Origin of the sequence: Actinomyces sp. (assembly GCF_030524025.1) — a bacterium.
Classification (GTDB): Bacteria; Actinomycetota; Actinomycetes; order Actinomycetales; family Actinomycetaceae; genus Actinomyces.
On sequence record NZ_JAUNHI010000007.1, the window covers coordinates 1 to 26,910 of the forward strand.

25 protein-coding genes and 1 pseudogene are annotated in these 26,910 nt (G+C 71.4%); 17 read left to right on the forward strand and 9 right to left on the reverse strand.

All coding sequences use genetic code 11. The features are described from left to right. Window positions 1-253: 253 nt before the first annotated feature. The 11 genes from Q4C85_RS04360 (at window position 254) to Q4C85_RS04410 (ending at window position 9,884) form a co-directional block, all read left to right on the forward strand. Window positions 254-988, forward strand: a complete 735-nt coding sequence (locus tag Q4C85_RS04360) for a transcriptional regulator (protein ID WP_303139985.1) — start codon at window positions 254-256, stop codon at window positions 986-988. Next, window positions 985-2,421, forward strand: coding sequence for a Fe-S cluster assembly protein SufB (gene sufB / locus Q4C85_RS04365; RefSeq protein WP_303139987.1), 1,437 nt, complete (start codon window positions 985-987; stop codon window positions 2,419-2,421). Before Q4C85_RS04360 ends, sufB begins: the two co-directional genes overlap by 4 nt. Window positions 2,422-2,480: 59 nt before the next feature. Beyond that, on the forward strand, window positions 2,481-3,746 hold the full coding sequence (gene sufD / locus Q4C85_RS04370) for a Fe-S cluster assembly protein SufD (RefSeq protein WP_303139989.1): 1,266 nt from the start codon (window positions 2,481-2,483) through the stop codon (window positions 3,744-3,746). A 62-nt stretch (window positions 3,747-3,808) separates the two neighbouring features. Beyond that, on the forward strand, window positions 3,809-4,558 hold the full coding sequence (gene sufC / locus Q4C85_RS04375) for a Fe-S cluster assembly ATPase SufC (protein WP_303139991.1): 750 nt from the start codon (window positions 3,809-3,811) through the stop codon (window positions 4,556-4,558). A 53-nt stretch (window positions 4,559-4,611) separates the two neighbouring features. After that, window positions 4,612-5,934, forward strand: coding sequence for an aminotransferase class V-fold PLP-dependent enzyme (locus tag Q4C85_RS04380; RefSeq protein ID WP_303139994.1), 1,323 nt, complete (start codon window positions 4,612-4,614; stop codon window positions 5,932-5,934). A gap of 2 nt (window positions 5,935-5,936) precedes the next feature. Then, on the forward strand, window positions 5,937-6,404 hold the full coding sequence (gene sufU / locus Q4C85_RS04385) for a Fe-S cluster assembly sulfur transfer protein SufU (protein ID WP_303140150.1): 468 nt from the start codon (window positions 5,937-5,939) through the stop codon (window positions 6,402-6,404). 110 nt (window positions 6,405-6,514) lie between these two features. Further along, window positions 6,515-6,889, forward strand: coding sequence for a metal-sulfur cluster assembly factor (locus Q4C85_RS04390; RefSeq protein WP_303139997.1), 375 nt, complete (start codon window positions 6,515-6,517; stop codon window positions 6,887-6,889). Between the two features lie 76 nt (window positions 6,890-6,965). Beyond that, complete coding sequence (locus Q4C85_RS04395) at window positions 6,966-7,313, forward strand: S-adenosylmethionine decarboxylase (protein WP_303140000.1); 348 nt, start codon at window positions 6,966-6,968, stop codon at window positions 7,311-7,313. Further along, window positions 7,310-8,014 (forward strand): hypothetical protein, encoded by a 705-nt coding sequence (locus tag Q4C85_RS04400; RefSeq protein WP_303140002.1) that lies wholly within the window; start codon window positions 7,310-7,312, stop codon window positions 8,012-8,014. The genes Q4C85_RS04395 and Q4C85_RS04400 overlap by 4 nt, the downstream gene beginning before the upstream one ends. A gap of 26 nt (window positions 8,015-8,040) precedes the next feature. Continuing rightward, window positions 8,041-8,292 (forward strand): DUF350 domain-containing protein, encoded by a 252-nt coding sequence (locus tag Q4C85_RS04405; RefSeq protein WP_303140005.1) that lies wholly within the window; start codon window positions 8,041-8,043, stop codon window positions 8,290-8,292. Between the two features lie 65 nt (window positions 8,293-8,357). After that, window positions 8,358-9,884 (forward strand): polyamine aminopropyltransferase, encoded by a 1,527-nt coding sequence (locus Q4C85_RS04410; RefSeq protein ID WP_303140007.1) that lies wholly within the window; start codon window positions 8,358-8,360, stop codon window positions 9,882-9,884. Here Q4C85_RS04410 and Q4C85_RS04415 read toward each other — a convergent pair. After that, window positions 9,878-10,468, reverse strand: a complete 591-nt coding sequence (locus Q4C85_RS04415; RefSeq protein ID WP_303140008.1) for a flavodoxin — start codon at window positions 10,466-10,468, stop codon at window positions 9,878-9,880. The two genes, Q4C85_RS04410 and Q4C85_RS04415, sit on opposite strands and share 7 nt — an antisense overlap. On the opposite strand from Q4C85_RS04415, the pseudogene Q4C85_RS11755 reads away from it, so the two are divergent. Both Q4C85_RS11755 and Q4C85_RS04430 read left to right on the forward strand, forming a co-directional pair. Then, a pseudogene (locus Q4C85_RS11755) lies at window positions 10,458-10,649 on the forward strand (glyceraldehyde 3-phosphate dehydrogenase NAD-binding domain-containing protein); the annotation flags it as partial. The gene Q4C85_RS04415 and the pseudogene Q4C85_RS11755 sit on opposite strands and share 11 nt — an antisense overlap. 520 nt (window positions 10,650-11,169) lie before the next feature. Next, a complete protein-coding gene (locus tag Q4C85_RS04430) occupies window positions 11,170-11,313 on the forward strand; it encodes a hypothetical protein (protein WP_303140165.1) in 144 nt (47 codons plus the stop codon). Between the two features lie 19 nt (window positions 11,314-11,332). On the opposite strand, the gene Q4C85_RS04435 is transcribed toward Q4C85_RS04430, so the two are convergent. Continuing rightward, window positions 11,333-12,247 (reverse strand): neutral zinc metallopeptidase, encoded by a 915-nt coding sequence (locus Q4C85_RS04435; RefSeq protein WP_303140010.1) that lies wholly within the window; start codon window positions 12,245-12,247, stop codon window positions 11,333-11,335. A gap of 181 nt (window positions 12,248-12,428) precedes the next feature. Between Q4C85_RS04435 and Q4C85_RS04440 the strand changes: the two genes are divergently transcribed. Further along, complete coding sequence (locus Q4C85_RS04440) at window positions 12,429-13,478, forward strand: quinone-dependent dihydroorotate dehydrogenase (RefSeq protein WP_303140012.1); 1,050 nt, start codon at window positions 12,429-12,431, stop codon at window positions 13,476-13,478. Further along, window positions 13,475-14,797: an MFS transporter gene (locus tag Q4C85_RS04445; protein ID WP_303140014.1), complete on the forward strand. Its 1,323-nt coding sequence runs from the start codon at window positions 13,475-13,477 to the stop codon at window positions 14,795-14,797. The genes Q4C85_RS04440 and Q4C85_RS04445 overlap by 4 nt, the downstream gene beginning before the upstream one ends. A 59-nt stretch (window positions 14,798-14,856) precedes the next feature. On the opposite strand, the gene Q4C85_RS04450 is transcribed toward Q4C85_RS04445, so the two are convergent. Together Q4C85_RS04450 and Q4C85_RS04455 are read right to left on the reverse strand one after the other, a co-directional pair. Then, window positions 14,857-15,864 (reverse strand): aldo/keto reductase family protein, encoded by a 1,008-nt coding sequence (locus Q4C85_RS04450; protein ID WP_303140016.1) that lies wholly within the window; start codon window positions 15,862-15,864, stop codon window positions 14,857-14,859. A gap of 688 nt (window positions 15,865-16,552) precedes the next feature. After that, window positions 16,553-17,161: a DUF3043 domain-containing protein gene (locus tag Q4C85_RS04455; protein ID WP_303140018.1), complete on the reverse strand. Its 609-nt coding sequence runs from the start codon at window positions 17,159-17,161 to the stop codon at window positions 16,553-16,555. Window positions 17,162-17,201: 40 nt separating this feature from the next. On the opposite strand from Q4C85_RS04455, the gene Q4C85_RS04460 reads away from it, so the two are divergent. After that, complete coding sequence (locus Q4C85_RS04460) at window positions 17,202-18,590, forward strand: M20/M25/M40 family metallo-hydrolase (protein WP_303140021.1); 1,389 nt, start codon at window positions 17,202-17,204, stop codon at window positions 18,588-18,590. A 9-nt stretch (window positions 18,591-18,599) separates the two neighbouring features. Next, the gene (locus tag Q4C85_RS04465; RefSeq protein WP_303140023.1) at window positions 18,600-19,754 is read left to right on the forward strand and encodes a glycerate kinase; all 1,155 of its coding nucleotides are present in this window, start codon (window positions 18,600-18,602) and stop codon (window positions 19,752-19,754) included. Window positions 19,755-19,776: 22 nt separating this feature from the next. Here the strand turns inward: Q4C85_RS04465 and Q4C85_RS04470 are convergent, their stop codons facing one another. From Q4C85_RS04470 to Q4C85_RS04490, 5 genes are all read right to left on the reverse strand, one after another. Then, entirely contained in the window at window positions 19,777-20,784 is a 1,008-nt protein-coding gene (locus Q4C85_RS04470) for a LacI family DNA-binding transcriptional regulator (RefSeq protein ID WP_303140025.1), read from the reverse strand. A gap of 100 nt (window positions 20,785-20,884) precedes the next feature. Continuing rightward, the gene (locus Q4C85_RS04475; protein WP_303140028.1) at window positions 20,885-22,885 is read right to left on the reverse strand and encodes an alpha-amylase family glycosyl hydrolase; all 2,001 of its coding nucleotides are present in this window, start codon (window positions 22,883-22,885) and stop codon (window positions 20,885-20,887) included. A 16-nt stretch (window positions 22,886-22,901) separates the two neighbouring features. Further along, window positions 22,902-23,810 (reverse strand): sugar ABC transporter permease, encoded by a 909-nt coding sequence (locus tag Q4C85_RS04480; RefSeq protein WP_303140031.1) that lies wholly within the window; start codon window positions 23,808-23,810, stop codon window positions 22,902-22,904. A gap of 22 nt (window positions 23,811-23,832) precedes the next feature. After that, entirely contained in the window at window positions 23,833-25,410 is a 1,578-nt protein-coding gene (locus Q4C85_RS04485) for an ABC transporter permease subunit (RefSeq protein WP_303140032.1), read from the reverse strand. 128 nt (window positions 25,411-25,538) lie between these two features. Then, a complete protein-coding gene (locus Q4C85_RS04490) occupies window positions 25,539-26,783 on the reverse strand; it encodes an extracellular solute-binding protein (protein ID WP_303140033.1) in 1,245 nt (414 codons plus the stop codon). Window positions 26,784-26,910: the final 127 nt, after the last annotated feature.

The following is a 26,910-nucleotide window of genomic DNA, read 5'->3' on the forward strand; positions in this document are numbered from 1 at the left end:
CAAAGACTCCTCAACCCACTCCAGGTCCCAGGGAAGATCAACCACAACCCCACCCTACCCCACCCACCCTCATCGGGAAGCGCAGTGCCTCATAAGTGCCACCTCTGACTGGTCTGCGTGCTTGATCCCACGTCCTGCATCCCCATCTCGACTTGCCCTCCTCGAATAAGGGTACAAAGATCTTCGTTAAAGTAGGTGCCCCATCCCTACCGGGATGGGGCGGCCGCGAGCGAGATGACCGGGAGGAGCAGTGATGAGCCAGTTCGACGACGACTCCACGCGCTCCCGCGTCCTGGACCTCATCGTCGAGAAGGGGCCGGTCTCGGCCGCGCAGCTGGCCAAGGTCCTGGGCCTGACCCCGGCCGCCGTCCGGCGCCACCTCACGGTTCTCGAGGAGCGTGACGAGATCCAGGTCCACACGCCCTCGGGCTCCGGCAAGCGGGGCAGGGGCCGCCCGGCCCGCCACTACGTTGCCACCGCCGCGGCCCGCTCGACCTACGCCGACGGCTACGCCGAGCTCGCCGGGCGCGCCCTGGCCTACCTGTCCCAGGTGGCCGGGGAGCGCGCCGTCGACTCCTTCGCCGCCTCGCGCGGCCGCGACCTGGAGCGCCGCTACATGCCGGTGGTCGAGGCCGCGGGCAAGGACCCCTCGGACCGCGCCCGGGCCCTGGCCGACGCCCTGACGATGGACGGCTACGCGGCGACCGTGCGCGATGTCGGAGACGGCACCTACGCGGTCCAGCTGTGCCAGGGCCACTGCCCGGTGCGCGACGTCGCCGGCCAGTTCAACGAGCTGTGTGAGGCCGAGACCCAGGCCTTCTCGCGGCTGCTCGGCGTGCCGGTGCAGCGTCTGGCCACCCTGGCCGGAGGCGAGCATGTGTGCACCACCCACGTCCCCATCGCCATGCCCGCCCTGCGCAAGCGCGCCGCGCGGGCCGTGGCCCACACGCGGGGCCGCAGGCCCCAGCCACCGGAAGGAACCCGATGACTTCACCAGCCACCGACACGGTGCGCAGCGACGACGAGATCATCGACTCGATCCCGACGACCTACGGCTTCGGCTGGCACGACTCCGACGAGGCCGGCGCCCAAGCCAAGCGCGGACTCGATGAGCAGGTCGTGCGGGAGATCTCCGCGATCAAGGGCGAGCCGGAGTGGATGCTGGCCAAGCGCCTCAAGGCCTACGACATCTTCGAGCGCAAGCCCATGCCCACCTGGGGCGTGGATCTGTCGAGCCTTGACATGGACGCCGTCAAGTACTACGTGCGCTCCACCGACCGCCCGGCCACCTCCTGGGACGACCTGCCCGAGGACATCAGGAACACCTACGACCGCATCGGCATCCCCGTGGCCGAGCGCGAGCGGCTCGTGGCCGGTGTGGCCGCCCAGTACGAGTCCGAGGTCGTCTACCACCAGATCCGCGGCGACCTGGAGGAGCAGGGCGTCATCTTCGTGGACACCGACACCGCGGTGCGCGAGTACCCCGAGCTCGTCCAGGAGTACTTCGGCACGGTTGTGCCCGCCGGGGACAACAAGTTCGCCGCGCTCAACACCGCCGTGTGGTCGGGGGGCTCCTTCATCTACGTGCCCAAGGGGGTCCACGTCGAGATCCCGCTTCAGGCCTACTTCCGGATCAACACCGAGAACATGGGCCAGTTCGAGCGCACCCTCATCATCGCCGACGAGGACTCCTACGTCCATTACGTCGAGGGCTGCACCGCCCCGATCTACTCGACCGACTCGCTGCACTCGGCGATCGTGGAGATCATCGTCAAGAAGAACGCCCGGGTGCGCTACACCACGATCCAGAACTGGTCGAACAACGTCTACAACCTCGTCACCCAGCGCGCCACCTGCGCCGAGGGCGCGACGATGGAGTGGATCGACGGCAACATCGGCTCCAAGCGCAACATGAAGTACCCGGCGGTCTACCTCATGGGACCCCACGCCCGCGGCGAGGCCCTGTCCATCGCCTTTGCGGGGGAGGGCCAGCACCAGGACACCGGGGCGAAGATGGTCCACATGGCCCCGCGCACCTCGAGCCACATCGTCTCGAAGTCCATCGCCCGCGACGGCGGACGCTCGGCCTACCGCGGACTGGTCCAGGTCATGCGCAACGCCCGCCACTCCAAGTCCAACGTCCTGTGCGACGCGCTGCTGGTCGACGAGACCTCCCGCTCGGACACCTACCCCTACGTCGACGTGCGCACCGACGACGTCGAGATGGGCCACGAGGCCACCGTCTCGAAGGTGAGCGCCGACCAGCTGTTCTACCTCATGCAGCGCGGCCTGAGCGAGACCGAGGCAATGGCCACGATCGTGCGGGGCTTCGTCGAGCCCATCGCCCGCGAGCTGCCCATGGAGTACGCCTTGGAGCTCAACCGCCTCATCGAGCTGCAGATGGAGAACTCGGTGGGCTGACCGGCACAGCCCCGCCCCTCGACCCGACGACGCCGGCACCCCCGGCACAGGAGCACCACATGCCTGACCTGTCCACCGACCACTCGCGCGCGAGGCTGGAGTCCGACCACTCCCACGGCCCCGCGCCGCGGTACGTCTCCTCGCGCGCCGAGCGCCCCACCTCCTTCGACCCCGTCGACATCCCCGTGCCGCGGGGCCGGGAGGAGGAGTGGCGCTTCACCCCGGTGCGGCGCTTCGCCCCCCTGTTCGACCTCGACGCCGTGTCCGCGGGCACGGGAGCCGGCGTCGTCACCGCCTCGGTCGACGCCCCGGCGGGCGTCGCGGTCGAGACGGTCGACCGCGAGGACGCCCGCGTGGGGGCCGTCGGCGCACCGGTGGACCGCACCGGAGTCGTGGCCTGGGCGGCGGCACGGCAGGCCACCGTCCTCACCCTGCCCGCCGGCGCCCACCCCGAGCGCGCCGTGCGGGTGCAGGTCCACGGGGCCGACCCCGACGGGGCCCACCCGTCGGCCCAGCACCTGGTCATCCTGGCCGCCGAGCGCGCGGCGGGCACGGTCGTCATCGACCACACCGGCGCCGCCGCGCTGACCCAGACCGTGGAGATCCAGGTGGCCCCCGGCGCCGAGCTGACCGTCGTGTCGATCCAGGGCTGGGACGATGGGGCCATCCACGCCTCCAACCACCGGGCGGCCGTGTCGGCCGGCGGGGCCCTCAAGCACGTCGTCGTGTCCCTGGGCGGTGACGTGCGCATCTGCCCCGACCTCGGATTCACCGGGGAGGGCGGGCGCATCGACGCCTACGGGGTCTACTTCACCGACGCCGGCCAGCACCAGGAGCACCGGCCCTACGTGGCGCACACCGAGCCGCGCTGCTACTCGCGGGTGACCTACAAGGGCGCCCTCCAGGGGGAGCGGGCCCACGCGGTGTGGGTGGGCGACTGCCTCATCGACTCCGGCGCCCGCGGCACCGACACCTACGAGCTCAACCGGAACCTCGTGCTCACCGAGGGCGCCAAGGCCGACTCGGTGCCCAACCTGGAGATCAAGAACGGTGAGATCGAGGGCGCCGGGCACGCCAGCGCCACCGGGCGGTTCGACGACGAGCAGCTGTTCTACCTGCGCTCACGGGGCATCACCGAGACCGAGGCCCGCCGCCTGGTAGTCCTCGGCTTCTTCAACGAGATCGTCGCCGAGATCGACGTCCCCGAGGTCGAGCAGCGCCTCATGTCCGCCATCGAGGCCGAGCTCGAGGTCACCGGGCTCCTCCAGCCCGGCGCGACCCCCGACCCGGAGTCGAGCGCTGCCGACCCGCGCGACGGGTCCTGACCGACCCGGCTCGAACCCACTACTGGAACCACCACTGACAGACCTTCGCCGAAAGAGCATCGATGAGCACGCTGAGCATCACCAACCTCCACGTCCAGGTGGCCACCAACGAGGGCCCCAAGCCGATCCTCAAGGGCGTCGACCTCACGGTCGGCTCCGGGCAGGTCCACGCCATCATGGGGCCCAACGGCTCGGGCAAGTCCACCCTGGCCTACGCCATCGCCGGGCACCCGGACTACGAGATCACCGACGGCCAGGTCCTGCTCGACGGCGTCGACCTGCTCGAGCTGAGCGTCGACGAGCGCGCCCGGGCCGGCCTGTTCCTTGCGATGCAGTACCCGGTGGAGGTCCCCGGGGTCAGCGTCGCCAGCTTCCTGCGCACCGCCAAGACCGCGCTGGACGGCCAGGCCCCCAAGGTCCGCCAGTGGGTCGGCCAGGTCGACGAGGCGATGGCGCGCCTGCGCATGGACCCCTCCTTCGCCCAGAGGGACGTCAACACCGGCTTCTCAGGTGGTGAGAAGAAGCGCTTCGAGATCCTCCAGATGGAGCTCCTCCGGCCCCGCTTCGCGGTGCTCGACGAGACCGACTCCGGGCTGGACGTCGACGCCCTGCGCATCGTCTCCGAGGGCGTCAACCGCCTCCACGAGGAGTCCGACGCCGGCTTCGTCGTCATCACCCACTACACGCGCATCCTGCGTTACATCACCCCGGACTTCGTCCACGTCCTTGTCGACGGCCGCGTGGCCGAGGAGGGCGGCCCCGACCTCGCCGAGCGCCTGGAGAACGAGGGCTACGACCGGTTCCTGGGCTGAGGCGCGACGCCGGCCGGCACCCACCACCCGCACCCGCCCAGGGAGGCACACCGATGACCGCACCGCTGCACGCCCACCCGCTGTCGGCCGCCGAGGTCGACGCGTTGCGGGGCGCCTTCCCCTACCTGGAGCGGCCCGCCCGCAACGGAGAGCCGCTGGCCTACCTCGACTGGGCGGCGACCTCCCAGAAGCCCGAGGCGGTCATCGCCCGGGAGGCCGAGTTCTACCACCGCTCCAACGGGGCGGCGGGACGCTCGACCTACCAGCTCGCCGACGAGGCCACCGCCGCCTGGCAGGACGCCCGCACGGCGGTGGCCGGCTTCGTCGGGGCCGGCCCTGACCAGCTCGTCTTCACCAAGAACGCCACCGAGGCGCTCAACCTCCTGGCGCTGTCGATCGGGCACGCCAGCCTCGGCCGCCCGGCCGACCGGGGCACGGGGGAGCCGGGGGACAGTCGCCGGCTGCACCTGGCCCCCGGCGACGAGATCGTCGTCTCCCGCGCCGAGCACCACGCCAACCTCGTGCCCTGGCAGGAGCTGTGCGCCCGCACCGGGGCACGTCTGCGCTGGCTCGACCTGACCCCCGAGGGGCGCATCGACCCGGCCACCGCCGGCGTCATCACCGAGCGCAGCCGCGTGGTCGCCCTGACCCACGCCTCCAACGTGACCGGGGCGATCACCCCGCTTGACCAGATCCTGCCGGCGGCCAGGGCTGTCGGGGCACTCGTCGTGCTCGACACCTGCCAGTCCGCCGCGCACCTTCCCCTGGACTTCGCTGCCCTGCACGCCGCCGGCGTCGACGCCATCGTCCTGTCGAGCCACAAGATGCTCGGGCCTACCGGCGTCGGGGCGCTCGTGGCCCACGAGGAGCTGCTGGCCCCCATGCCCCCGGTGCTGACCGGCGGCTCCATGATCGAGGTCGTCACCATGGAGTCCTCGACCTACATGGCGGGCCCCTCCCGCTTCGAGGCGGGCAGCCAGCCCCTGGCCCAGGCGGCCGGCTGGCAGGTCGCCGTCGAGCTCCTGGCGGGCATCGGGCTCGACCGCCTCCACGCCACCGAGCGCGCCCTGGCCGCCCACCTCCTCACCGGGATGGAGCAGGTCAGTGGCCTGAGGGTCCTGGGCCCCCTCGACCTCGAGGACCGGCTGGGCGTGGTGTCCTTCGCCCTGGAGGGCGTTCACCCCCATGACGTGGGCCAGTTCCTCGACTCCGTCGGCGTGGCGGTGCGCACCGGCCACCACTGCGCCCAACCGGTCCACGCCCACTTCGGGACCGCGTCGTCGTCTCGCGTATCCTTCGGTCCGACCACGACCCTGGAGGAGGTCGACCGCTTCCTGACCGCCGTGGCCGACGTCCGCGCCTACTTCGGGAGATGAGCATGAACGAGCTCGACCGGCTCTACCAGCAGGTGATCCTCGACCATTCCCGCGAGCGGCACGGCGCCGGTGCCCTCGAGGCCCCCGACGGCCTGTCGCACCAGGTCAACCCCACCTGTGGTGACGAGGTGACCCTGGGGGTGCGGGTCGTCGACGACCACCTCGAGGCCGTGGGCTGGGAGGGCCAGGGCTGCTCGATCTCCCAGGCCTCGATCTCGGTCATGCACGACCTCGTCGACGGGGCCGACCTGGCCAGGGTGGCCCGCCTGGAGGAGGACTTCCACCTCCTCATGCACTCCCGCGGCAAGGGCGTGGCCGACGAGGTCCTCGACGAGCTCGAGGACGCGGCCGCCTTCGAGGGCGTCTCGAAGTACCCCAACCGCGTCAAGTGCGCGCTGCTGGGCTGGATGGCGCTCAAGGACGCACTGGCCCAGTCCGGGCGGGCCCTGCCCGCCGTCGACCGGGACTGACCCGGCGCCCGCTGACACCCGCCCACCGCTGTCGCACGACAGTCGCACCACCGCACCACCGTCCCACTGCCCCGACAGCAGCCCCGCTGCTCGCCCACCAAGGAGGAGCCATGAGCACCAACCCCGAGGACCTCGACAACCCGATGGCGGCCCGGCACGCCGTGGCCGCGCCCGGCGAGGTCGACGCCGCCGAGGTCGAGGAGGCGCTGCGCGACGTCATCGACCCCGAGCTGGGGATCAACGTCGTCGACCTCGGCCTGCTCTACGGGGTCTCCATCGAGCCAGACAGCACGGTCGTGCTCGACATGACGCTGACAACCGCTGCATGCCCCTTGACCGACGTCATCGAGGAGCAGGCCCAGCAGGCCCTGGCCCACCTGACCGACTCGGTGCGCATCCAGTGGGTGTGGCTGCCGCCGTGGGGGCCGGACAAGATCACCCCCCAGGGGCGCGAGCAGCTGCGGGCGCTGGGCTTCAACGTCTGAGCCGCGCCGGCCGTCTGGGCAGACCTGCCCGGCGCCGGGGTTGCCCCGCATTCGTGCCCCTTACTACAGTTGCCCTATGCAGTCCGGGGGAATCTGGTCGGTGACCTGGAGGGTCGAGGGCGCCGCCCCGGCGCAGCTCGACGACCCGTCGGCGATCGCCTCCTTCCTCGACGCAACCGCATGCCTGTCCGGGCTCACCGCGGTCGCCTCCGTCGAGCACCGTTTCGAGCCCCAGGGGGTCAGCGCGGTGCTCGTCCTGTCAGAGTCTCACGTGGCCATTCACTCCTGGCCGGAGACCGGTACCGCCTACATCACCCTGACTAGCTGCCGTGAGATCGGTGCCGGGACCATCGAGGCCGTCGGGGATCTGGCGCGCAGCACTTTGGGCGCCAGTGCCGTCAGCCATGCGGCGGTCGAGCTGTGAGCGCCACTCGCGCCCGGCTCCAGGTCGGTGAGGTCCTGGGCGGCGGTGAACGGCTCCTGCGCGTCGAAGGCTGCCTGCTGTTCAAGCAGTGGGACCACGAGGACCAGAAGTACTACTTCTGGGAGGAGTGGCAGCTGTCGGGCATGAGCAGCTACGACACGTGGGTCGAGGTCGATCACGACGGCGGCGCTGTCTTCCTGTACGAGCCCATGCCCTTCGTCGAAGTCCTCGATCCCCTCTCCATGGTCGCCGGGCAGCACTTACGGCTGACCAACGGGCTGACGGTCTACGAGGCGCGGGTCACCGAGACCGGCGCCGGCACCCTCGACCAGGTCCTGGGACGCACCACCTGCCCGCTGGCGGTGGGTGAGGACATGGCCTACGTCGAGCTTGAGCTGACTGACCCCTCCGGTGGCAGGACGGCCGTCACTGTGGACAGCCACGGCATGCGCGACCTCGTGTCCTACCGCAAGCGGCCCCTGGACGCCGCCGCCCAGAAGGCCATGTTCGGCAGGGTCATCTCGGCCGGCGGCGTGCCGCGTGCCCTCGTGCTGGGAGCGCTGGTCATCGCCCCGCTCGTGGCGACCGCCGTCCTGCTCCAGGGCTGCGAGCACAAGCAGCGCTGCGACGAGGACGAGGCGGACTGCACCGGGACGACTCGTCCGGTGCACGGCGGTGGCGGTGGCGGAATCGGCAAGTAGCCGGCCGACAAGGAGAAGGATCAATGATGACAATGATGGTTGCGGCGCAGGAGACGGCGAGCGCCTCGGGGCTGGACTGGCAGACGCTGCTGGCCACCGTGGTCTATGCGCTCCTGGGGTTTGCGCTGCTCATGCTCTTCGCCTGGGTGGTCAACGCGGTGTTCCGGCTCGACCTGCGCCGTGAGCTCATCGAGGACCAGAACACCGGCCTTGGCCTGGCCATCGCCGGGGCGGCCGTGGCCATCGCCATCATCATCGCGGCCACCATCGTCGGCTGACAGCGCGCGCCGGGAGCGCTGAGGCCGCCTCCCGCCCTGCGTCACGACGCCGAAAGGGGGAGGCGATGACCGGCCGGAGCAAGCAGCGCCAGACCGTCGTCCTGTTCGCCGCGGCGATGCTCGTCGCCGTCGGCGGGCTCATCTACGAGCTCATCCTGGGCACCGCTGCCTCCTACCTCATCGGCGACTCGGTCCTCAGCTTCAGCCTGGCCACGGGGCTGACCCTGTTCGGCATGGGGTTGGGCTCGCTGCTGGTGGTCCGTATCCGTCACGACCCCGCGGTCGTCTTCGCCGTCAACGAGATCCTGCTCGGGCTCGTGGGCGGCAACTCGGTCCTCCTCCTCTACGCGGCCTTCGGCCTGACCGATCTGCACTGGTGGGTCTTCGGGATCATCAGCCTGGTCATCGGCGTGCTCATCGGCTTGGAGATCCCGCTGCTGGTGCGGACCTTCCACCAGTTCGGACGGCGTTCATCGGTCGAGCTGATCAGCAAGGTCCTGGCCCTGGACTACTTCGGCGCCCTGGTGGCCTCACTCGTCTTCCCCCTGGTCCTGCTACCCCAGCTCGGACTCATGCGCGGGGCCTACCTGGTGGGAGCCCTCAACGTCCTGGTCGCCATGATCGTGCTCCTCCAGGTGCGCACGCCCCGCAGGATCCTCTACGGAGGCTTCGCCGTGGCGTTGCTGCTGCTGGGCCTGTTCGCCGGGGCGAGCCACCTCGAGCGCAGCATCGAGACCCAGACCTACGGCGATCCGGTGGTCTACTACGAGCAGACCCAGTACCAGAAGATCGTCCTGACCAACTATGGCGATGACCTGCGGCTCTATCTCAACGGGCAGCTGCAGTTCTCCAGCCTGGACGAGGCCCGCTACCACGAGACCCTGGCGGCGGCGGCGATGACCTCGGTGACTGATTGCGGGCAGGTCCTCATCCTCGGGGGCGGCGACGGCCTGCTCGCCCGGGAGGTCCTGCGCTACCCGGGGGTCGAAAGCGTCACCATCGTCGACATCGACCCGCGGATGACCGAGCTCGCCCGCACCAACCCGCTGCTGACCGAGCACAACAAGGGCTCGCTGTCCGACCCGCGGGTCGAGGTGGTCAACGAGGACGCCTTCAGCTACACCGCCGAGCCCGACCAGCAGGGCTACGATGTGGTCCTGGCCGACCTGGTCGACCCCTCGAACGAGCGGCTGGCCAAGCTCTACTCGGTGGAGTTCTACCGGCAGGTCGACGCCCTGTTGGCCGAGGACGGCGTCATGGTCACCCAGGCCACCTCCTCCTTCTTCTCCCCGAACGCCTTCTCGATGGTGGCCTCGACCGTGGCCGCGGGGCACCCGGACCGCCAGGTCTACCCCTTCAGCGTCAACGTCCCCTCCTTCGGGGAGTGGGGCTTCGTGCTGAGCACCGCCCGACCCCAGTCGGTGCTGTCCGGCGACCTGCCCCCAGGGCTGGTCTACCAGAGCGCCGAGCTCATGCGTTTCATCGTCCTGGAGCACCCGGCGGCGACCACGGCGACCGAGCCCTCGACCCTGCTCCACCCCAGGATCGTGGCCACCTACAACGAGGACATGTCCCAGTGGAGGTACTACTGAGGATGGCTCAGGCAGGTCTGTGCCCCCGTGCGTCCCCAGGCGCGGGCCGCCGCCTCCTCGCCGTCGGCCAGGGGTCCCTGGGCCGAGCCACGAGGAAGCTCTTGCAGACGGCATCGGGGCGATGACCGGCGCGTTAGAGTCTTGGCGACGTCCTTGGCAGCGGAGCCGCTCAACCAGCCCCGTCCGGTGACAGTGTCGGCAGCCGCCACAGGCAGCCCCGCCGGGATGATGGTGGCCTCCAACCACTCGCGAATACCGGTGGAGGGTGTGGAGGGCGCCCCGGGAGAGACGGCCTGGGCCCGGCTCGCGGCGGTGGGCAGGCCCCGGCTGTGCGTGGGGGCGGCGAGCACCAGCAGCCCGAGAGCCGCCGGCAGCATGCCGGGGGCGTCGTCGGTGGAGGTGACGTGCACCGACACCCCGGCGTCGGCCAGTCCGGCGGCGAGCGCGTGCGCGACGGCGCGAGTGCATCCGAAAAAAGACTCGACGACGACAAGCGCCCCGGTCGGTGTCCTGGGGTCTGAGGCCCCGGACTGCGGTGGGTCGGGGCGGGGGTTGTCTGTGCTCATGGCGCTGATGGCGCTCATGGCCTCAAGGAAAGAGGCCCGAGACGGGGCCCTGCGCGTGGGCGACCGCGACATCACCGTCCCGTCCGAGCCCGACCCCGCGAGCATCCCGTGGGGTAGCGTCGGCGCCGACATCGTCATCGAGTCGACCGGCCGGTTCACCGACGCCGCTTCCGCCTCGGCACACCTGGCCGGGGGAGCGCCGCCGCCGAGTCGATCATCCCGACCTCCTCCGGGGCGGCGCGTGTCAACGGCGGGCCCCTGGGCAAGACTGAGCGCTGCCTGGCTGCCGTCGTCGCCGCCGCGGTGCCCGCCCACCTGGACGTCATCGCCTGGGTCCTCATCGGCGGCTCCCTGCTCACCGCCGCCGTGCGGTTCCGGCGCACCGCCGTCGCCCTGAGCGGGGCGGGCGCCGACCCAGCCGCGGCCTCCTGTGGGGCGAGCATGCAGCTGCTGGAGAACCTGCTGACCGTGCCCGTCGAGGCCAGGGCGCCTGCGGGCGTCGACTGGCTGCTGGAAGGGGACCGCTCCTGGAGCCTGGCCGTCCCGTGGACAGGTTGGGTCCTGACGGGGAGCGCCGTCTTCCTGGCCGTCGCCGTCGTTGGTCGTCCTCCTGGTCGCGGGCATCGGTGTGGCCGCCTCGGGCAAGACCGAGCTGCGGCGCCGTTGGACCACGTGGGCGATCATCATCCCGGTGGTCGGCATCCCGATCTGGGCCGCGCATGGCGGCCTCCACCGGCGTCGTGGCCCTCGCCCGCAAGCCGCTGGCACCGCTGGTGCGTCGGGACTACGAGGCCCACCTCCTGGCCACCGGGGTCGTCTACGGCGTGCTGCTGCGGCGGGTGGTGCGCCACTGGGAGGACTGACGGGCCCGCCGGCGGCGCCTCACAGCTCGGAGTCGGCCACCGCGAAGGTGTCGCAGGCCTGGACCGAGCCGGTGTTCATCCCCTCGGTGAACCAGCGCACCCGCTGCTCGGAGGAGCCGTGGGTCCAGGTGTCGGAGTCCACCGAGGCGCCCGAGCGCTCCTGGATGTGGTCGTCGCCCACGGCCTCGGCGGCGTCGATGGCGGTGGCGATCTCGGCCTGGGTCGGGGTGACGAGGAAGGGCGTCCCGGTCTCCGGGTCGGGTGTGGTCGAGGCGTAGTGCACCCACAGGCCGGCGTAGCAGTCGGCCTGGAGCTCCAGGCGCACCGAGTCGGAGGTGGCGCCCGCCCCCGAGCGGTCGGCGGCGGCCATCGTGCCCAGCTGGTTCTGGATGTGGTGGCCGAACTCGTGGGCGACGATGTACTCCTCGGCCAGCGGGGTGTCGGTGGCGCCCAGGGAGGACTCCATGTCGGAGAAGAAACGCATATCGAGGTAGACCGTTGAGTCACCCGGGCAGTAGAAGGGGCCCACCGAGGACGACGCGGTGCCGCAGGCGGTCGACACCGAGGTGCCGTCCCACAGGTGGAAGTCCGGGGCGACGTAGGAGGTCCCCGCCTGGGCGGGCAGCTGGGCGCCCCACACCGCGTCGAGAGACTCGGCGGTGGCCGCCATCCGGCACTGGGTGTAAGTATTGGCCGCGTCCCCGTTGACCTCCTCGCCGGTGCCGCACACCGACATGTCGATGCTCGAGGTCCCGGCGGAGGAGGCCTGGTCCTGCCCGGAGACCAGTCCGGTCAGGTCCACGCCGGTGATCTGGCTGAGCATGACGACGGCCAGGACCACGAGGACCGAGCCCCCGCCGAGCACGGCCCCCCGGCGCCCGCCCCCGGTCGAGACGCGGTTGGGGTTGAACTTGATGTCGCGGTTGAAGCTCATGGTGACCTCACGGTGGGGGACGGCTGCGTCGTCGGGGCGGGGCGGCGGCGCCCGCAAAGCGACGGCGCGACCAGGCTAGCGGGTGGGCCGGGCCCCGCGCTGCGCCGCCGGTGTACCGACGGCGTGCTCGTCGGGCCGGGAGGGCCGGTCCTATCCCGCGTGGCGCGAGTACCCTAAGTGTGTGCTCTACGACCTGCTGTACAGAACCGTCCTGACCCGCATCGACCCGGAAGTCATCCACGACGTGTGCCTGGACGCGATCGACGTCACCAGCAGGGTGCCCTTCCTGCGCGACGTCGTGCGCCAGGCCTGGGGCAGGCGCCCGGTCTTCCCGGTGCCCAGCGCCAACCAGGGGGGACCCCTGGCCCGGCCGGTGCCCGGCATCCTGGGCCTGGCCGCGGGGATGGACAAGGAGGGGCAGGCCGTTGAGGGCCTGGACATGCTGGGCTTCGGTTTCATCGAGGTGGGCACGGTCACCGCCCGGCCCCAGCCCGGCAACGACAGGCCCCGCCTGTGGCGCTACCCGCAGATGCGTGCGGTGCGCAACCGGATGGGCTTCAACAACTCCGGTGCCGACGAGGCGGCCAGGAGGCTGCGGGAGCTGCGCTCGACCAGGCGGGGGCGGTCGATCGTCGTGGGCGCCAACATCGGCAAGACCAAGGCGACACCGCTGGAGCACGCCGTCGAGGACTACCGGTACTCGGCGGCCGCGCTGGCCCGGTGGGTGGACTACCTCGTCGTCAACGTCTCGAGCCCCAACACCCCCGGGCTGCGCGAGCTGCAGCACGTCGAGTCGCTGCGCCCCATCCTCCAGGCCGTCCGCGAGGCCGCGGACGGCGCCGCGGGCCGTCACGTGCCCCTCCTGGTCAAGATCGCCCCGGACCTGGCCGACGCGGACATCGATGCCGTGGCGGACCTCGTCACCGGCATGGGACTGGACGGTGTCGTGGCCACGAACACGACCATCGACCACGACCTGGGTGAGGGCGGGCTGTCGGGCTCCCCGTTGCTGCCGCGCTCCCTGGAGGTCGTGCGCCGCCTGCGCTCCCGCCTCGGGGAGGGGCCCACCATCATCGGGGTGGGCGGCATCTCCTCGATCATGGACGCCGAGCTCATGCTCGACGCGGGGGCCGACCTGCTTGAGGCCTATACCGCATTCATCTACAACGGCCCCGCGTGGCCCGGGCGCATCAACCGCGCCCTGGCCACGACCCGTCGCGCCCGCGCGTGAGCGCCGGACGGGCCGCGCGCGAGGACGGGGAGGAGCGCTCCGGTTCGGCGGCAGGCAGCGGGCGTGGTGCCCGGTGGTCGGTGCCGGTCCTGGCCGTCGGCATCGTGCTCGTCGCCCTCATCCTGCGTCCCGGCGCCACGAGCACCGGACCGGTCCTGGAGGAGATCCGTTCCGGCCTGGGCCTGGGATCGACCGGGGCGGCCCTTCTCGCGTCACTGCCCGGGGCGTGCTTCGCCGTGGCAGGTGCGGTGGCAGCGCGCCTGGGCCACCGGATGGGGGCCGCCGGCGGGCTCGTCATCGGCGGCGTGCTGGCGGGTGCGGGTATGACGGCGCGGGCCGTGACCGGTTCAGGCTCCTGGTTCCTGGCGCTCAGCGCCCTGGCGCTGGTGGGCGCGGGCCTGGGCAACGTCCTGCTGCCCATGGCCATCAAGGAACGCTTCCCGACCAACCCGGGGGCGTGGACGGCGGTGTACGTCACCGTCCTGTCGGTCGGGGCGGTCCTGCCCCAGCTGCTCGCTCCGACCGTGATCGAGGCGGGCGGCTCGTGGAGGACGACACTGGCGGTGTGGGGCCCGGTGGGAATTCTGGCGGCCGTGCCGTGGCTGGTCCTGGCCCTGGTGCGCCGGCGGGCCGCGTTGCTGGCAGGCCCACGGGCGCGCCGGCGGCCTGCTGAGGACCGGGACCGCACGCCGTCGCCGCCGGAGGGCGGGGCGGCCCGGACCATCGGCCTGCGGGAGATCGCGAGAAGCCCTCGGGCGCGGGCGATGGCCCTGTTCTTCGGTTTGCAGTCGATGCAGGCCTACGTCATTTTCGGCTGGTTCGCCCAGATCCTGCGCGACGCCGGCTTGGGCCTGGCCACCGCCTCCCACCTGCTGGCGGCCTTCAGTGCCTGGGGCCTGCTGGGCGGACTCATCATCCCGGCGCTCGTCGCCCGCTCACGGCACCTGCGCGCCTGGGTGGTGTTGTTCGCCGGGCTGCTGGTGCTCGGTTTCGGCGGGCTGCTCCTGGCGCCCCGGACGGTCAGCTGGCTGTGGCCCTGCGCGCTGGGGATCTCCGGCTTCTGCTTCCAGGTGGCGCTGGTCCTGGTCACCGCGCGTACCCGCGACTACCGGGTGACGGCGGCGCTGTCGGGCTTCACCCAGGCGATCGGCTACACCCTGGCCAGTGCCGGGCCCTTCGTCGTCGGCTGGGTCCACGCGCTCAGCGGCGGGTGGACCGTGCCCCTCGTCCTGCTCATCGCCTCGGCCGTGCCCATGGGGTGGGCCGGTTGGCACGCCTGCGCGCCGGGCATGGTCGACGACGAGCTGCCCGCCCGCTGACTTCACTGGCCGGGGAGCCGGTGGGCCTCATGAGGCGGGGCCCGGCGCGCAGGCTCCGGTCAGGCGGGGCGCTTGTCGGGGGAGCGGGTCAGGGCGGGGTCGCGCTGGACGACGTCGCCCAGTGCCGTGTCGACGGCGGACATGACCTCGTCGTCGAGGACGACCCCCGAGGCCTTGACGTTCTCGACCAGCTGCTCGGGCCGGGAGGCCCCGATGATCGCCGCGGAGACGAAGTCGTGCTGGAGGACCCAGGCCAGGGCGAGCTGCGCCATGGTCAGCCCGGCCCCCTCCGCCATCGGCCGGAGACGCTGGACGGCGGTGAGCACGTCCTGGCGCATCCAGGCCTCGATCATCTGCTTGCCGCCCTTGGCGTCGGTGGCCCGCGAGCCGGCGGGCGGCTCCTGCCCGGGCAGGTACTTGCCGGTCAGCACCCCCTCGGCCATCGGGGACCACACGATCTGACCGAGTCCCAGCGCCGTGGAGGTCGGCACGACCTTGTCCTCGATGACCCGGTACAGCGCCGAGTACTGCGGCTGGTTGGACACGAGGCGGAAGCCCATCTGGGAGGCCAGCGACTGGCCGGCGTCGATCTGCTCGGCGGTCCACTCCGATACGCCGATGTACAGCGCCTTGCCGGAGCGCACGACGTCGGCGAAGGCCTGCATCGTCTCCTCCAGCGGAGTGGCGTAGTCGTAGCGGTGTGCCTGGTAGAGGTCGACGTAGTCCATGCCCAGGCGTCGCAGGGAGCCGTTGATGCCCTCCATGATGTGTTTGCGCGACAGCCCCACGTCGTTGGGCCCCTGGGGGCCGACAGGCCAGTAGACCTTGGTGAAGACCTCGAGGGACTCACGGCGCTGGCCCCGCAGTGCCGCGCCGAGCACCTCCTCGGCCACCGTGTTGGCGTAGACGTCGGCGGTGTCGAAGCTCGTGATGCCCAGGTCGAGGGCGGTGTGCACGCAGGCGACAGCCGTGTCGGCCTCGACCTGTGAGCCGTGGGTGAGCCAGTTGCCGTAGGTGATCTCGGTGACCTTGAGCCCCGAGCTGCCCAGATGACGGTATGCGACCATGGCCCCCAGCCTAGATGAACCGACGAGCGGGCGGGTCACGGGCCGAGCCCACCAGTGCGGTGCCGGCGGCACCGGAGTCACCCCCTCCGCGAGATCGGGACATATGACACCTCGAGATCGGTACATATGACACGGCCGGGCGCCGGCCCGCCGGTCAGGTCCCTGGTTCTGGTGTGGACAGCGGCTGTCTGTGAGGACCACCATTGGCGGTCCTCACGCGATCCCGGTGGGGAAGAAACCGCGTGATTCTGCTGCTTGTCGTCGTCGGACGAGCGGTGGGGCCGGGTGCCTGGTCCGGCAGCGCCTGGGCACGGCCACCGGCCTGGGGGGCGTGCTCGTCGTGGCCGGTGAGTGCCGGCTGGCCGACGGCGATGAAGACCGCCTGCTCGTGCTCGACCTCGAGGGCTGTGCGAGCAAGTCAAGGCCACCCAGCCCCACACTGCCCCCGGAGCCCCGACCCGCCACACAGCACCCACCCCACAACGGCCCTGCACCCCGCCGTGTCATATCTCCCGATCTCGAGGTGTCATATGTCCCGATCTCGAGGTGTCATATGTCCCGATCTCGGTGAGGGGGAGGATTCTGGAGTCGTGACGTCGGCCCCGGGCCCGACTCACCTAGCAGACCCGCTTGGAATCAGTGATTCAGCGCCACGCCCGTTGACCTCGTACGCTCCGAGACCCGCCTCTCAGGAGGGGTACTGGCGGCGGCGGACCTGCGGGCTGGGACGACGCAGGCGGCGCAGGTTGAAGCAGCGGCTGAAGACATACCAGAACAGCACGCCCTGGCCCTTGACCTCCTCGACCCCGAACTTCGCGTACAGCCTGCGGCGCACGAGCCACCAGCACACGACCGCGTCGATGATGGCCAGGAAGAAGACGGCGTAGAGCCCCAGCAGGAGCATGAGACTGAGCTCGGAGGAGGAGCCGCTGGCCGAGGAGAAACCGAAGACGATGATCATGAGCACGATGCTCAGCGGCAGGAACAGCTCGCCCAGGGAGTAGCGCGCGTCGACGTAGTCGCGGACATAGCGCTTGACCGGGCCCTTGTCCCTGGGGGGCAGGTAGCGCTCGTTGCCGGTGCGCATCGCCTCGTCCTGGAGCCGCCAGGCCTCGTCCCGTCGGGCGCGGGCCTCGGCCTTGGCCGCCTTGCGGTCGGTGGGCACCACCGGATGCAGGCGCCGCGCCTCGGCCTCCTTGCGCTTGGGGGTGGCGCGGCCCTTGCCGCCGACCTTGACGGGGGACTCGGGTTCCGGTGCCTCCTGGGCGGCGGCGTCGCGCTTCTTGAACAGCTTCACGGGTGACAGGGTAGCGGCTCGGAAGGGCTACCCTCTGTCCATGATCACCGTCGACGCCGTGCGCAACGCCGTCCAGGACTCCGTCGAGGACATCGTCTCGGACCTGGAGGCACTGGTCGCCCTCCCCTCCGTGTCCGCCGCCAGCCACGACCAGGAGCATGTGCGCGCCAGCGCCGAGCACGTGGCCGGGCTCCTGCGCGCCCAGGGCTTGACCACCCAGATCCTCAGCGTCACCGGGACGGACGGAACGGCAGGGCGCCCCGCCGTCGTCGGGCACGCCGACGGGCCCGAGGGCGCCCCACGCGTCCTGCTCTACGCCCACCACGACGTCCAGCCCGTGGGCGACCCGGCCGCCTGGCTCCAGGACGACCCCTTCACCGCCGAGCCCCGCGGTGAGCGCCTGTTCGGCCGGGGAACGGCCGACGACGGTGCCGGGATCGTCGCCCATGTCCACGCCCTGCGGCTGCTGCGAGGGCTCACCGGCGGCCTGCCGTGCTCCGTAACCGTGTTCATCGAGGGGGAGGAGGAGGTCGGGTCGCCGACCTTCGCCGAGTTCCTCACGGCGCACCACGAGCTACTGGCGGCCGACGTCATCATCGTGGCGGACTCCTCGAACTGGCAGGTCGGCGTGCCCGCGCTGACGACCTCACTGCGCGGCCTGGTCCAGGTCGACGTGCGTCTCGACGTGCTCGACCACGCCCTGCACTCGGGCCAGTACGGCGGCCCGGTCCTCGACGCCGTGACCTCCATGTGCCGCCTCGTGGCCTGCCTGCACGACGAGCTGGGCGACGTGGCCGTCCCGGGCCTGCTCTCCCGGCCCGAGGCGGCCCCCAGCTTCCCGGACTACTCCGCATCGCAGTTCCGTGCCGACGCCGGAGTCCTCGACGGCGTCGGTCTCATCGGCACCGGTGACCTCACCGCCCGGCTGTGGACCAAGCCGGCGCTGACCGTCATCGGTATGGACGTCACGCCGCTGGAGGTGGCGGGCAATGTGCTCGCCCCGAGCTGCACGGCCCGCCTGTCGATGCGCATCGCGCCCGGTCAGGACCCGGCCCGGGCGCTCGAGGCGCTGACGGCCCACCTGGAGTCGCACGCCCCCTTCGGCGCGCGGGTGAGCGTGGGGGCCACCGAGACCGGGCCCGCCTTCGACGGCTCGACCGACACCTCGGCCGGTCGGGCGGCCTCCTGGGCGCTGGCCACGGCCTTCGGCACCGAGGCGGTCGAGATCGGTCAGGGCGGGTCGATCCCCTTCATCGCCACCCTGCAGGAGGCCTATCCGCAGGCGCAGGTCCTGGTCACCGGGGTCGAGGACCCCGACTCCCGCGCCCACTCCGAGAACGAGTCGATGCACCTGGGCGACCTCGAGCGCGTCGTGCTCGCCGAGGCCCTGCTCCTGGCCCGCCTGGGCGGAGCGGTCGAGGCCGGCTGAGCCAGCGTCGTGAGGATCCTGCTCGCCCCGGGGGACATGCGCCCCCAGCCCCACGGCGTCCCCCTGGCTGAGGCGGGCCTGGAGGCCGGCGCGGCGGCCGTGGCCCTGGGGCACGGCTGGGCCCGGGCCCGACCCGGGGACGACCTGCGCCTGCTGCCGCTGCCCGACGGCGGGGCGGGCAGCGCCGCCCAGATCCCCGCGGCGATGGTCGACCACGGCATCGAGCTGGAAGGCGCAGGACCCACCGGCCAGCAGCGCCCGGCGCTGCTGGTGCACCTGGGGCCCGCTAGCGCCGCGCCGGGCACCTGGGTCCTCGACGCCGCCGCGATCGGCCCCGTGCCCTCCGACCCCGGCCAGGCGCGCCGGGAGGCCGAGGAGGGAAGCACGGCGGGCTACGGCCAGGTCCTGCGGGCCGCCCTCGAGGTGGTCAGTCCCGGCGAGGAGCTGGTCATCGGCCTGGCGCGCACCGCGGCCCATGACGGCGGCGCCGGCCTCATCGATGCCATGGGCGGGGCCGGGCGGGCCGCTCGGGCCGTCGGCGGGCGCCGGCTCACCCTGGCCCTGGCCGACACCTCACCCCTGGGCGGGCTGGGCGGGACGGGACGGGCGTTGAGCTCCCTGGCCGGCCTGAGCCCCGAGGCCGCCCAGGAGGCCGACCGGCGAGCCTGCGCTGCGGCCACCGCCCTGGCCGCCCGGCTCGGCGGCCCAGGCGGAGTGGCCCGGGAACCGCTGCTGGCAACGACCCCACCCCTGACTGCCAGCACCTGGGGGACAGGAGCCGGTGGGGGCTCGGCCCTCGTGCTGCGCGCCCTGGGCGCCCGGGCGCTGCCCGGTGCCCGCGTCCTGGCGGGACTGCTCGGCCTGGACCGGGCTGTGGAGGACCGGGAGCTCGTGCTGACCGCCGTCGGGGAGGCCTTCGACGTCCTGGAGGACTCCGTGCCCCAGGTCGTCGGCCGGGCGGCCGAGGCACTGGCCCTGCCCGCCGTGCTCGTGGCGGGCAGGGCGGCGGCTCCGCGCGGGGAGCTCGCTGCGGCCGGGATATGCGCCTCCTACGGGCTGGAAGACCCCCGGTCCGACGAGCCGTGGGCCGGCGGAGGCACCCCGGCGCTGACCGCCCGCCTGGAGGCGATGGGGGAGCGCCTGGCGCGGACCTGGTCGAGGTGAACGGCGTCGAGGTGGGCGGGGCTCACCGGGCGGGAGCCGTCGAGCCGCGCACGATGAGGTCGGGGGTGAACATCATCTCGGTGTCGGCGGGCTGCTCGCCGGCGATCGAGGCCAGCAGCGTGGTCACCGCGGCACGGCAGATCGCCTCGACCGGCTGGCGCACGGTGGTCAACGGCGGGTCGGTCATGGGGATGAGCGGGGAGTCGTCGTAGCCAATGACCGACAGGTCGTCGGGGACGACCCGGCCCGCGGCGCGGGCCCCCGAGATGACCCCCAGCGCCATGATGTCCGAGGAGCACACGATCCCCGTGCAGCCCTGCGCCAACAGCTGGTGGGCGGCACTGGCCCCGCCCTCGTAGGTGTAAAGCGTCTCGACGATGCGCAGCGGCTCGTCGGGCAGGCCGGCGGTCACCGCGTCCTCATAGCCCGCTCGCTTGCGCTGGGCCGGGACCATGCGGCCCGGCCCCGTGGCCAGCCCGATGCGCCGGTGCCCGAGACTGAGGAGATGGTCGACGGCCATGCGGGCCGCCGCCCGGTCATCGGTGGTGAAGCCCGGCGCCTTGATGGTCGGTGCGTTGCCGTTGATGGTCACCAGCGGCACGCCCCGCTCACGCAGCCGCTGGTAGCGGGTCACGTCCCCGCCGGTGTCGGAGTGGCGCCCCGACACGAAGATGATGCCGGCCACGCCCCGGTCGACAAGCATCTCGACGTACTCGTCCTCGCTGGTCCCCCCGGGCGTCTGGGTGCACAGCAGGGGGGTGTGCCCGCCCGATGCGAGGAGCTGCTCGATCTCCTGGGCGTACAGGGGGAAGATGGGGTTGCTCAGCTCAGGGACGATGAGGCCGACCAGCCCCTTGGACGCCCGGTGCAGGGTCTCGGGGCGCTCATAGCCCAGGACGTCCAGGGCGATGAGCACCTGCCTGCGGGTCACCTCGGCGACGTTGGACTTGCCGTTGAGTACCCGCGAGACAGTGGCCGTCGACACCCCTGCCTGCTCGGCGATGTCGGACAAGGTGATGCGCTCGTGCACGGTCGTCACTCCTCGATGAGTCGGCGTCGGTGGGTGCGGGTTCGTGTGGGTCGGTGCCGGTCTGCGCGGGTGGGCCCTGGTCGGCTCTCGTGGGCACCGGTCAGGATAGCGGCTCGCCGGTGGACGGTTGCGGGGCCGGCTCCCCCGGGGCGGGCTCGGGCCGCAGGACGGCAACCAGCGCGCCGCAGCCCGCGGGGGTGACCACGAGCCGGCCGGCGCCCGGCCCCGCCTCCTCGGGGGAGCCGGGCAGGAGAGCGGCACTCACCGCGTCGAAGCACTCCAGGCGTGCCACGCCGCCGGCCCCCAGGGCCGTCAGGGGCAGGTCCAGGGCGTCGGCGGCGCTCCGGGCCAGGACGACCAGGACGTCGCCGTCGGGGTGGGTGCGCAGCCAGGCGACGACGTCCCCCTCGGCGTGGACCCACCGCAGTCCTCCATGGCGCAGTGCCGCGGTGCTGGCGCGCAGGCCCGCCAGGTGGCGATAGCGCTCGAGGACGACCCGGTCGACCGGGCCCCAGGCCCCGGTGTCGGCGACCTCATCGGCCCGGGGCGCGCCGTCCTCGCCCACCGCCCAGGGCATGGTGGTGCGCGAGTGCTCGCCGGTGATGCCGGTGGCGCCCAGCTCGTCTCCGGCGAAGACCGTGGGGACACCGGGGGCGGTGAACAGCGCGGTGGCAGCCAGCAGCTGGCGCTCGCGGGAGCGCACGACGGTGCGCACACGCGGTGTGTCGTGGGAGCACAGCAGGTTCATCGAGGCCGCGACGGCGGAGGGGGGCAGGTGCGCCGTGTACTGGCGCACCCCTGCGACGACCTGGGCGGCGCCCAGGCGCGGGACGGGCATGGGGATGCCCAGCCAGGTGAGCCCGTCGGCGGGGTCGGGGTCGGCCAGCCAGGCCCACAGCGGCCGGGTGAAGCCGACGTAGTTCATCGTGCCGTGCCAGCCGGGGCCGGTCAGGTCACCCGAGGCGTCGTGCCCGTGCTCGGCCACGAGCCACAGCCGGCGCCCGGTGCCCTCCTCCACCTGGCGCATCGTTGCGCGCATGTCGGCGGCCACCTGGTGGGCCAGGTCGACCTGGCTGTGGCGGCCGGTCATGTTGGCCACGTCGGTGCGCCAGCCGTCGGCGCCCACCGGCGGGGCGAGCCAGCGCGCCGTCACCGACGACGGGCCGCGCACGAGCCGGTCGCGCAGCTCGGGGCTGCGGTGGTCGAGCTTGGGCAGCTCGGGGACGTCGAACCAGGAGGCGTAGTGGTCGGGGTGGCGCTCGAAGTGGTAGAAGCCCGCCTCCTCGCACTGGGCGTCGGCGCAGGCGGCGGTGAACCACTCGTGGGTGACGCCGGTGTGGTTGGTCGTCAGGTCGAGCACGAGCCGCATGCCGCGGGCGTGCAGCGCTTGGGCGAGCCGGGCCAGGGCGGCGGTCCCGCCCAGGAGCGGGTCGACCCTGTCGAAGGAGGTGGCGTCGTAGCGGTGGACCGAGGCCGCCGGGAACACCGGGGTGAGGTAGACGACCGTGACGTGGAGGCGCTCGAGCCAGTCCAGGTGGTCGATGATCCCCTCCAGGTCGCCGCCGTACCAGGAGGTGGAGGTCTGCCGGCCCCTGACCGGGGGCTCATCGAGCCAGTCCCGGCGCACGGCCCACGGCGGGGCGTGCCGCTGGGCGGCAGGCTCCCGGTAGGCGAAACGGTCGGGGAAGATCTGGTAGCACACGGCGTCGTGCACCCACTCCGGTGCCGGGTCCTCGGCCAGGACCTGGAAGTCGGTGGCATCGGGCACGTCGTGGTCGGACAGGCCGGCGGCGTGGTACCACAGGTAGGGCTCGGGGCCGTCGGGGGACAGGAGCAGGAAGCGGTAGCGGTTGACCGGGTTGACCAGGCGCACCGTCCCGTGCCACCAGGCACCCGCCGGGGTGAGGGCGACCCGCTCCATCATCGTGATGGCGGGCTCGCCGTCGACCACCTGGCGCAGCACGACCCGCTGCGGGTCGTGGGCGGCGGGCACCCACAGCCGGGCGGTCAGCTCCGCCCCCGGGGCGCGCTCGCCCCGCAGGTAGGAGGGGCCGGTGTCGTGGTGCGGCTCGGCCAGGTGGTCGACGGCGTTCGTGGTCACGGGTGGGCCCCGTCCCTCAGCCCTTGACGGCGCCGGCGGTGGCACCGCCGACGATGTAGCGCTGGAGGTACTGGAACAGCACGATGATGGGCACCATCGTCATGACCGAGCCCGCGGCGAAGACCCCCAGGTTGTTCGACTTGTCCCCCGACAGCATGCCGTAGAGGCCCACGGCCAGCGTCTTCTTGGAGTCCTCGGTCAGGAAGATCGACCCCAGGAGGAACTCCGAGATGATGCCGACGAAGGCCAGGAGGAAGGTCGTGGCCAGGATCGGCTTGAGGGCGGGCAGCAGGATCCGGGTGAAGACCTGCCAGTGGGTGCAGCCGTCGAGGATGGCCGCCTCGTCGAGCTCCTTGGGGATCGTGTCGAAGGTGCCCTTGATGAGCCAGACCTGACCCAGGGCCCCGCCCAGGAGGGCCAGGCAGTAGCCGGTCAGGGTGTTGAGCCCCAGCACCGGCACGACGTCGCCGATCTCGGAGATCATCGTGTAGATGGCGATCATCGACAGGGTGGCCGGGAACATCATGATGAGCAGCAGGGCGAGCAGCCCGCCGCGCCGGCCCTTGAAGCGGAAGCGGCTGAAGGCGTAGGCCGCCAGCGACGACAGGAACACCTGGACCCCGGCGACGATGAGGCACACGAGGATCGTGTTGAGGTACCAGCCGGTGAAATCACCCTTGGCCCCCGACAGCAGCGTCTGGTAGTTGACGAGGCTGACCCGGGTGGGCAGGAGGCTGGTCGAGGCCACCGTGCCCAGCGGGTTGAGGGAGGCCGAGATGACGTAGAGGACCGGGAAGGCGGCAAAGACGAGGGCCAGGACCGCCACGACGTGGCGCCAGCCGATCTCGCGGAACCAGCGTCCGAAGGGCATCTTGTTCTGGGCGGCGGGGCCGGCCGGGGCGGTGGACGGGGATGAAGCGGTCATGATGCGTGTCTCCTGGTGACCATCAGTGGATGTCCTCGAGGCGACGGGTCGCACGGAACTGGAGTGCGGCCATCGCGCCGGTGATGGCGAACAGGACGACCGACACCGCCGAGGCGAAGCCATAGTCCGCTCCCGAGCCGCCGAAGGCGATGCGGTAGACCATCGAGATGAGGATGTCGGTGCCGCCACGGGTGTACTCCCCGGCGGCGAAGGGGCCGCCCTCGGTGAGCAGCTGGATGGCGTTGAAGTTGTTGAAGTTGAAGGCGAAGGTGCTCACGAGCAGCGGTGCGACGGACACGAGCAGCAGGGGGGTGGTCACGCGGGTGGTCGTCTGCCAGGCGCTGGCGCCGTCGATGGTGGCCGCCTCGCGCACGTCACCCGGAATCGACTGGAGGGCACCGGTGCACACGATGAACATGTACGGGAAGCCCATCCACGTGTTGGTCAGGAGCACCGCCACCTTGGCCCACGTGGGGTCGCCCAGCCAGTTGATCGACAGGTGGAGCATCTCGTTGATGAGCCCGAAGTCCCGGTTGTAGAAGTTGGACCACACGAGCAGGGAGATGAACCCGGGGACGGCGTAGGGCAGGAGCATGAAGGAGCGGTAGAGGCGCCTGCCCCGCACACGGTCGTCATTGAGGGTCAGGGCCAGGAAGTAGCCTAGGCCGAAGGTCAGGAGCACCGAGCCGAAGGCGAACACGAGGGTCCACACGAAGGCCTTGAAGAACTGCGACCCGATGGAGGAGTCGGTGAACAGCCTCTCGAAGTTTGCCAGGCCCACGTTCTGCTTCCAGGACTGGGTCAGCTTCTCACCGGCGGCATTGACGAAGTAGTCGGAGTCGCCCACCTTCTGGACGGTGTAGACGTCCCCGGTCTCGGTGTTGGTGATCGAGTCGCTGGCCTCGTCGTAGACGAGCCGCTTGGTGCCCTCGAAGGCGTTGCGCACGCCCTGGACCTTGATGGCGGTCGACTCCGAGACCGTCAGGGACAGGGTGGAGACCGCGTCGTAGGCGGTGTTGACCTCCTTGGCGGTCAGGATCGTGTAGCCGTCGGCGGCGGTGACGTAGCCGTCGGTGACGCTCACCGTCGAGGGGTCGGCCTCCTGGACGGTCTCGCCGTCGGCCCCGTAGAGCACCTCATCGGTGTCGGGGTCGACGAGGAACAGGGAGAAGGGGCCGTCGGTGGCCGTGCCGGTCGTGGCCACCGTCAGGTTGTAGATGGGGGAGTCGGCGGCCTGGACTACCGAGTTGTTCGTGATGGTCGTAATCGCCTCCTCCTTGGTGCCGCGGAAGCCGTCACCGAAGTTGGTGAAGGCCGTCTGGACCGTCAGCACGATCGGCACGATGAGGAAGACCGCCAGGAAGAAGGAGCCGGGGAAGAGGTACTTGGCGGGCACGAAGCGCTTGGTGGAGTACAGGACGAACAGGGCGGCCGTTGCTGCCAGGACGACGATGAGCCACATCCACATCTGGAAGGACACGAGCAGTGGCACGAGGTAGACGGCGGCGGACAGGGCGGCGCCCAGGACGAGGACGCGCAGGAGGACGGACCGGATCGTCGTCGTCCTCTCCCGGGGGGAGGCGGAGGGTTCGGAGTCCAATGGATGAGCCTTTCAGGGGGACGGTGGGGCGCGACGGTGGCCGCCGCGGTGGGGCAGGACGGGCGGGCGGGTACGCCGAGGGCCGGCAGGACGGTCGTCCCGCCGGCCCTCAGCAGTGGTCGAGGCGGTCAGGCCAGGGCGGACTTGATCTCGTCACCGGCGCTCGTGATCGTCGAGGTCGGGTCGGCCCCGCCGACGATGTTGGCGTAGGCCTTGCCCAGCGGTCCCCAGATCGCGGCCATCTCGGGGATGGAGGGCATCGGGTCGGCGTTGTTGGTCGCCAGCTCGCTGAAGGTGACCATGTCGGGGTCGGAGGCCTTGAGCTTGGTCGCCAGGTCCTTGTGGACGGGGGGCAGGGGGTTGGAGGCGTACATCGCCTCGGCGATCGTGGAGTCCTTGGCGACGTCGGCCACGAAGGTCTCGGCGAAGGCCTTGTTCTTGCCGTCCGCGGCCACGTAGAAGGCGTTGACGCCGGCGAAGGCACGGGCTTCGCCCATGCCCTGGAAGCCGGGGATCTTGACGACGCCGTAGTCGATGCCCGCCTCCTTGACGTCGGCCAGGGCCCATGGGCCGGAGACGAGGTAGGGCGCCTTGCCCTCGGTGAACAGGGAGATGGCGTTGTCACCGGTGATCGAGGTCTTGAGGACACCCTGGTTGCCCAGTTCGCCGATCTTGCCCGCGGCCGCCACCGAGCCCTCGCCGCCCACACCGATGTCCTCGGGGTTGAGGCTGCCGTCGGCGTTCTTGCCGAAGAGGTAACCGCCCCCGGAGGTGTACAGCGGCTGCATGTGGTAGGCGTCGCCCTCCTCGCCCACGGGCAGGGACAGAATGGCCTCGGTGCCCGCCGCCTGGCCGGCGGTGACGAGCTCCTCGATGGAGGCGGGCTCGGCCACGGTGGTCAGGCCCTTGTTGACGTACAGGGCGAGGGTCTCCACGCAGTAGGGCACGCCATAGGTCTGGCCGTCGTAGGTGACGGCGTCCAGGCCCACCTGGTTGTAGTTCTCCGTGGCCGCCGCGTCGAGGGTGACCGGTGAGATCGAGCCGTTCTGGACGAGGTTGCCGATCCAGTCGTGCGCCGCCACGAGGATGTCGGGGCCGTTGCCCGCCTGGTTGGCCGAGATGAAGTTGGCCTGGAGCTCATTGGCCACGGCCTGGACGGCAACCGTGATGCCCTGCTCCTCACCCCACTTCTGGGCGACCTCCTTGAGAGAGGCCGCCTTGACGTCGTCGGTCCAGATGACGAGGTCGGCCGCGGCGTCGCGCACGGGCGCGCCGTCGGTGGAGGAGGCGGAGGCGCTCGCCGAGGCGCCGGAGCCCGAGTCCGAGGACCCGCAGGCGGTGGCGGCGGCCAGGGTGGTTGCGATGGCTGTCATGGACAGGAACGACCTGCGGTTGAGTGGCACCGTGATTCTCCTTCGAATCGGATGGGGAGCTGAGCCGTTGCACGAAAAAATGTAATGCGCCCGTGCAAGGTTTGCAAGCGGTTCTACACCGTTGCAC

Coding starts and splice junctions, on each gene's coding strand:
- Q4C85_RS04360 (WP_303139985.1), top strand. CDS start 254: ATGAGCCAGTTCGACGACGACTCCACGCGCTCCCGCGTCCTGGACCTC.
- sufB (WP_303139987.1), top strand. CDS start 985: ATGACTTCACCAGCCACCGACACGGTGCGCAGCGACGACGAGATCATC.
- sufD (WP_303139989.1), top strand. CDS start 2,481: ATGCCTGACCTGTCCACCGACCACTCGCGCGCGAGGCTGGAGTCCGAC.
- sufC (WP_303139991.1), top strand. CDS start 3,809: ATGAGCACGCTGAGCATCACCAACCTCCACGTCCAGGTGGCCACCAAC.
- Q4C85_RS04380 (WP_303139994.1), top strand. CDS start 4,612: ATGACCGCACCGCTGCACGCCCACCCGCTGTCGGCCGCCGAGGTCGAC.
- sufU (WP_303140150.1), top strand. CDS start 5,937: ATGAACGAGCTCGACCGGCTCTACCAGCAGGTGATCCTCGACCATTCC.
- Q4C85_RS04390 (WP_303139997.1), top strand. CDS start 6,515: ATGAGCACCAACCCCGAGGACCTCGACAACCCGATGGCGGCCCGGCAC.
- Q4C85_RS04395 (WP_303140000.1), top strand. CDS start 6,966: ATGCAGTCCGGGGGAATCTGGTCGGTGACCTGGAGGGTCGAGGGCGCC.
- Q4C85_RS04405 (WP_303140005.1), top strand. CDS start 8,041: ATGACAATGATGGTTGCGGCGCAGGAGACGGCGAGCGCCTCGGGGCTG.
- Q4C85_RS04410 (WP_303140007.1), top strand. CDS start 8,358: ATGACCGGCCGGAGCAAGCAGCGCCAGACCGTCGTCCTGTTCGCCGCG.
- Q4C85_RS04415 (WP_303140008.1), bottom strand. CDS start 10,468: ATGAGCGCCATCAGCGCCATGAGCACAGACAACCCCCGCCCCGACCCA.
- Q4C85_RS04430 (WP_303140165.1), top strand. CDS start 11,170: ATGGCGGCCTCCACCGGCGTCGTGGCCCTCGCCCGCAAGCCGCTGGCA.
- Q4C85_RS04435 (WP_303140010.1), bottom strand. CDS start 12,247: ATGAGCTTCAACCGCGACATCAAGTTCAACCCCAACCGCGTCTCGACC.
- Q4C85_RS04450 (WP_303140016.1), bottom strand. CDS start 15,864: ATGGTCGCATACCGTCATCTGGGCAGCTCGGGGCTCAAGGTCACCGAG.
- Q4C85_RS04460 (WP_303140021.1), top strand. CDS start 17,202: ATGATCACCGTCGACGCCGTGCGCAACGCCGTCCAGGACTCCGTCGAG.
- Q4C85_RS04480 (WP_303140031.1), bottom strand. CDS start 23,810: ATGACCGCTTCATCCCCGTCCACCGCCCCGGCCGGCCCCGCCGCCCAG.
- Q4C85_RS04490 (WP_303140033.1), bottom strand. CDS start 26,783: ATGACAGCCATCGCAACCACCCTGGCCGCCGCCACCGCCTGCGGGTCC.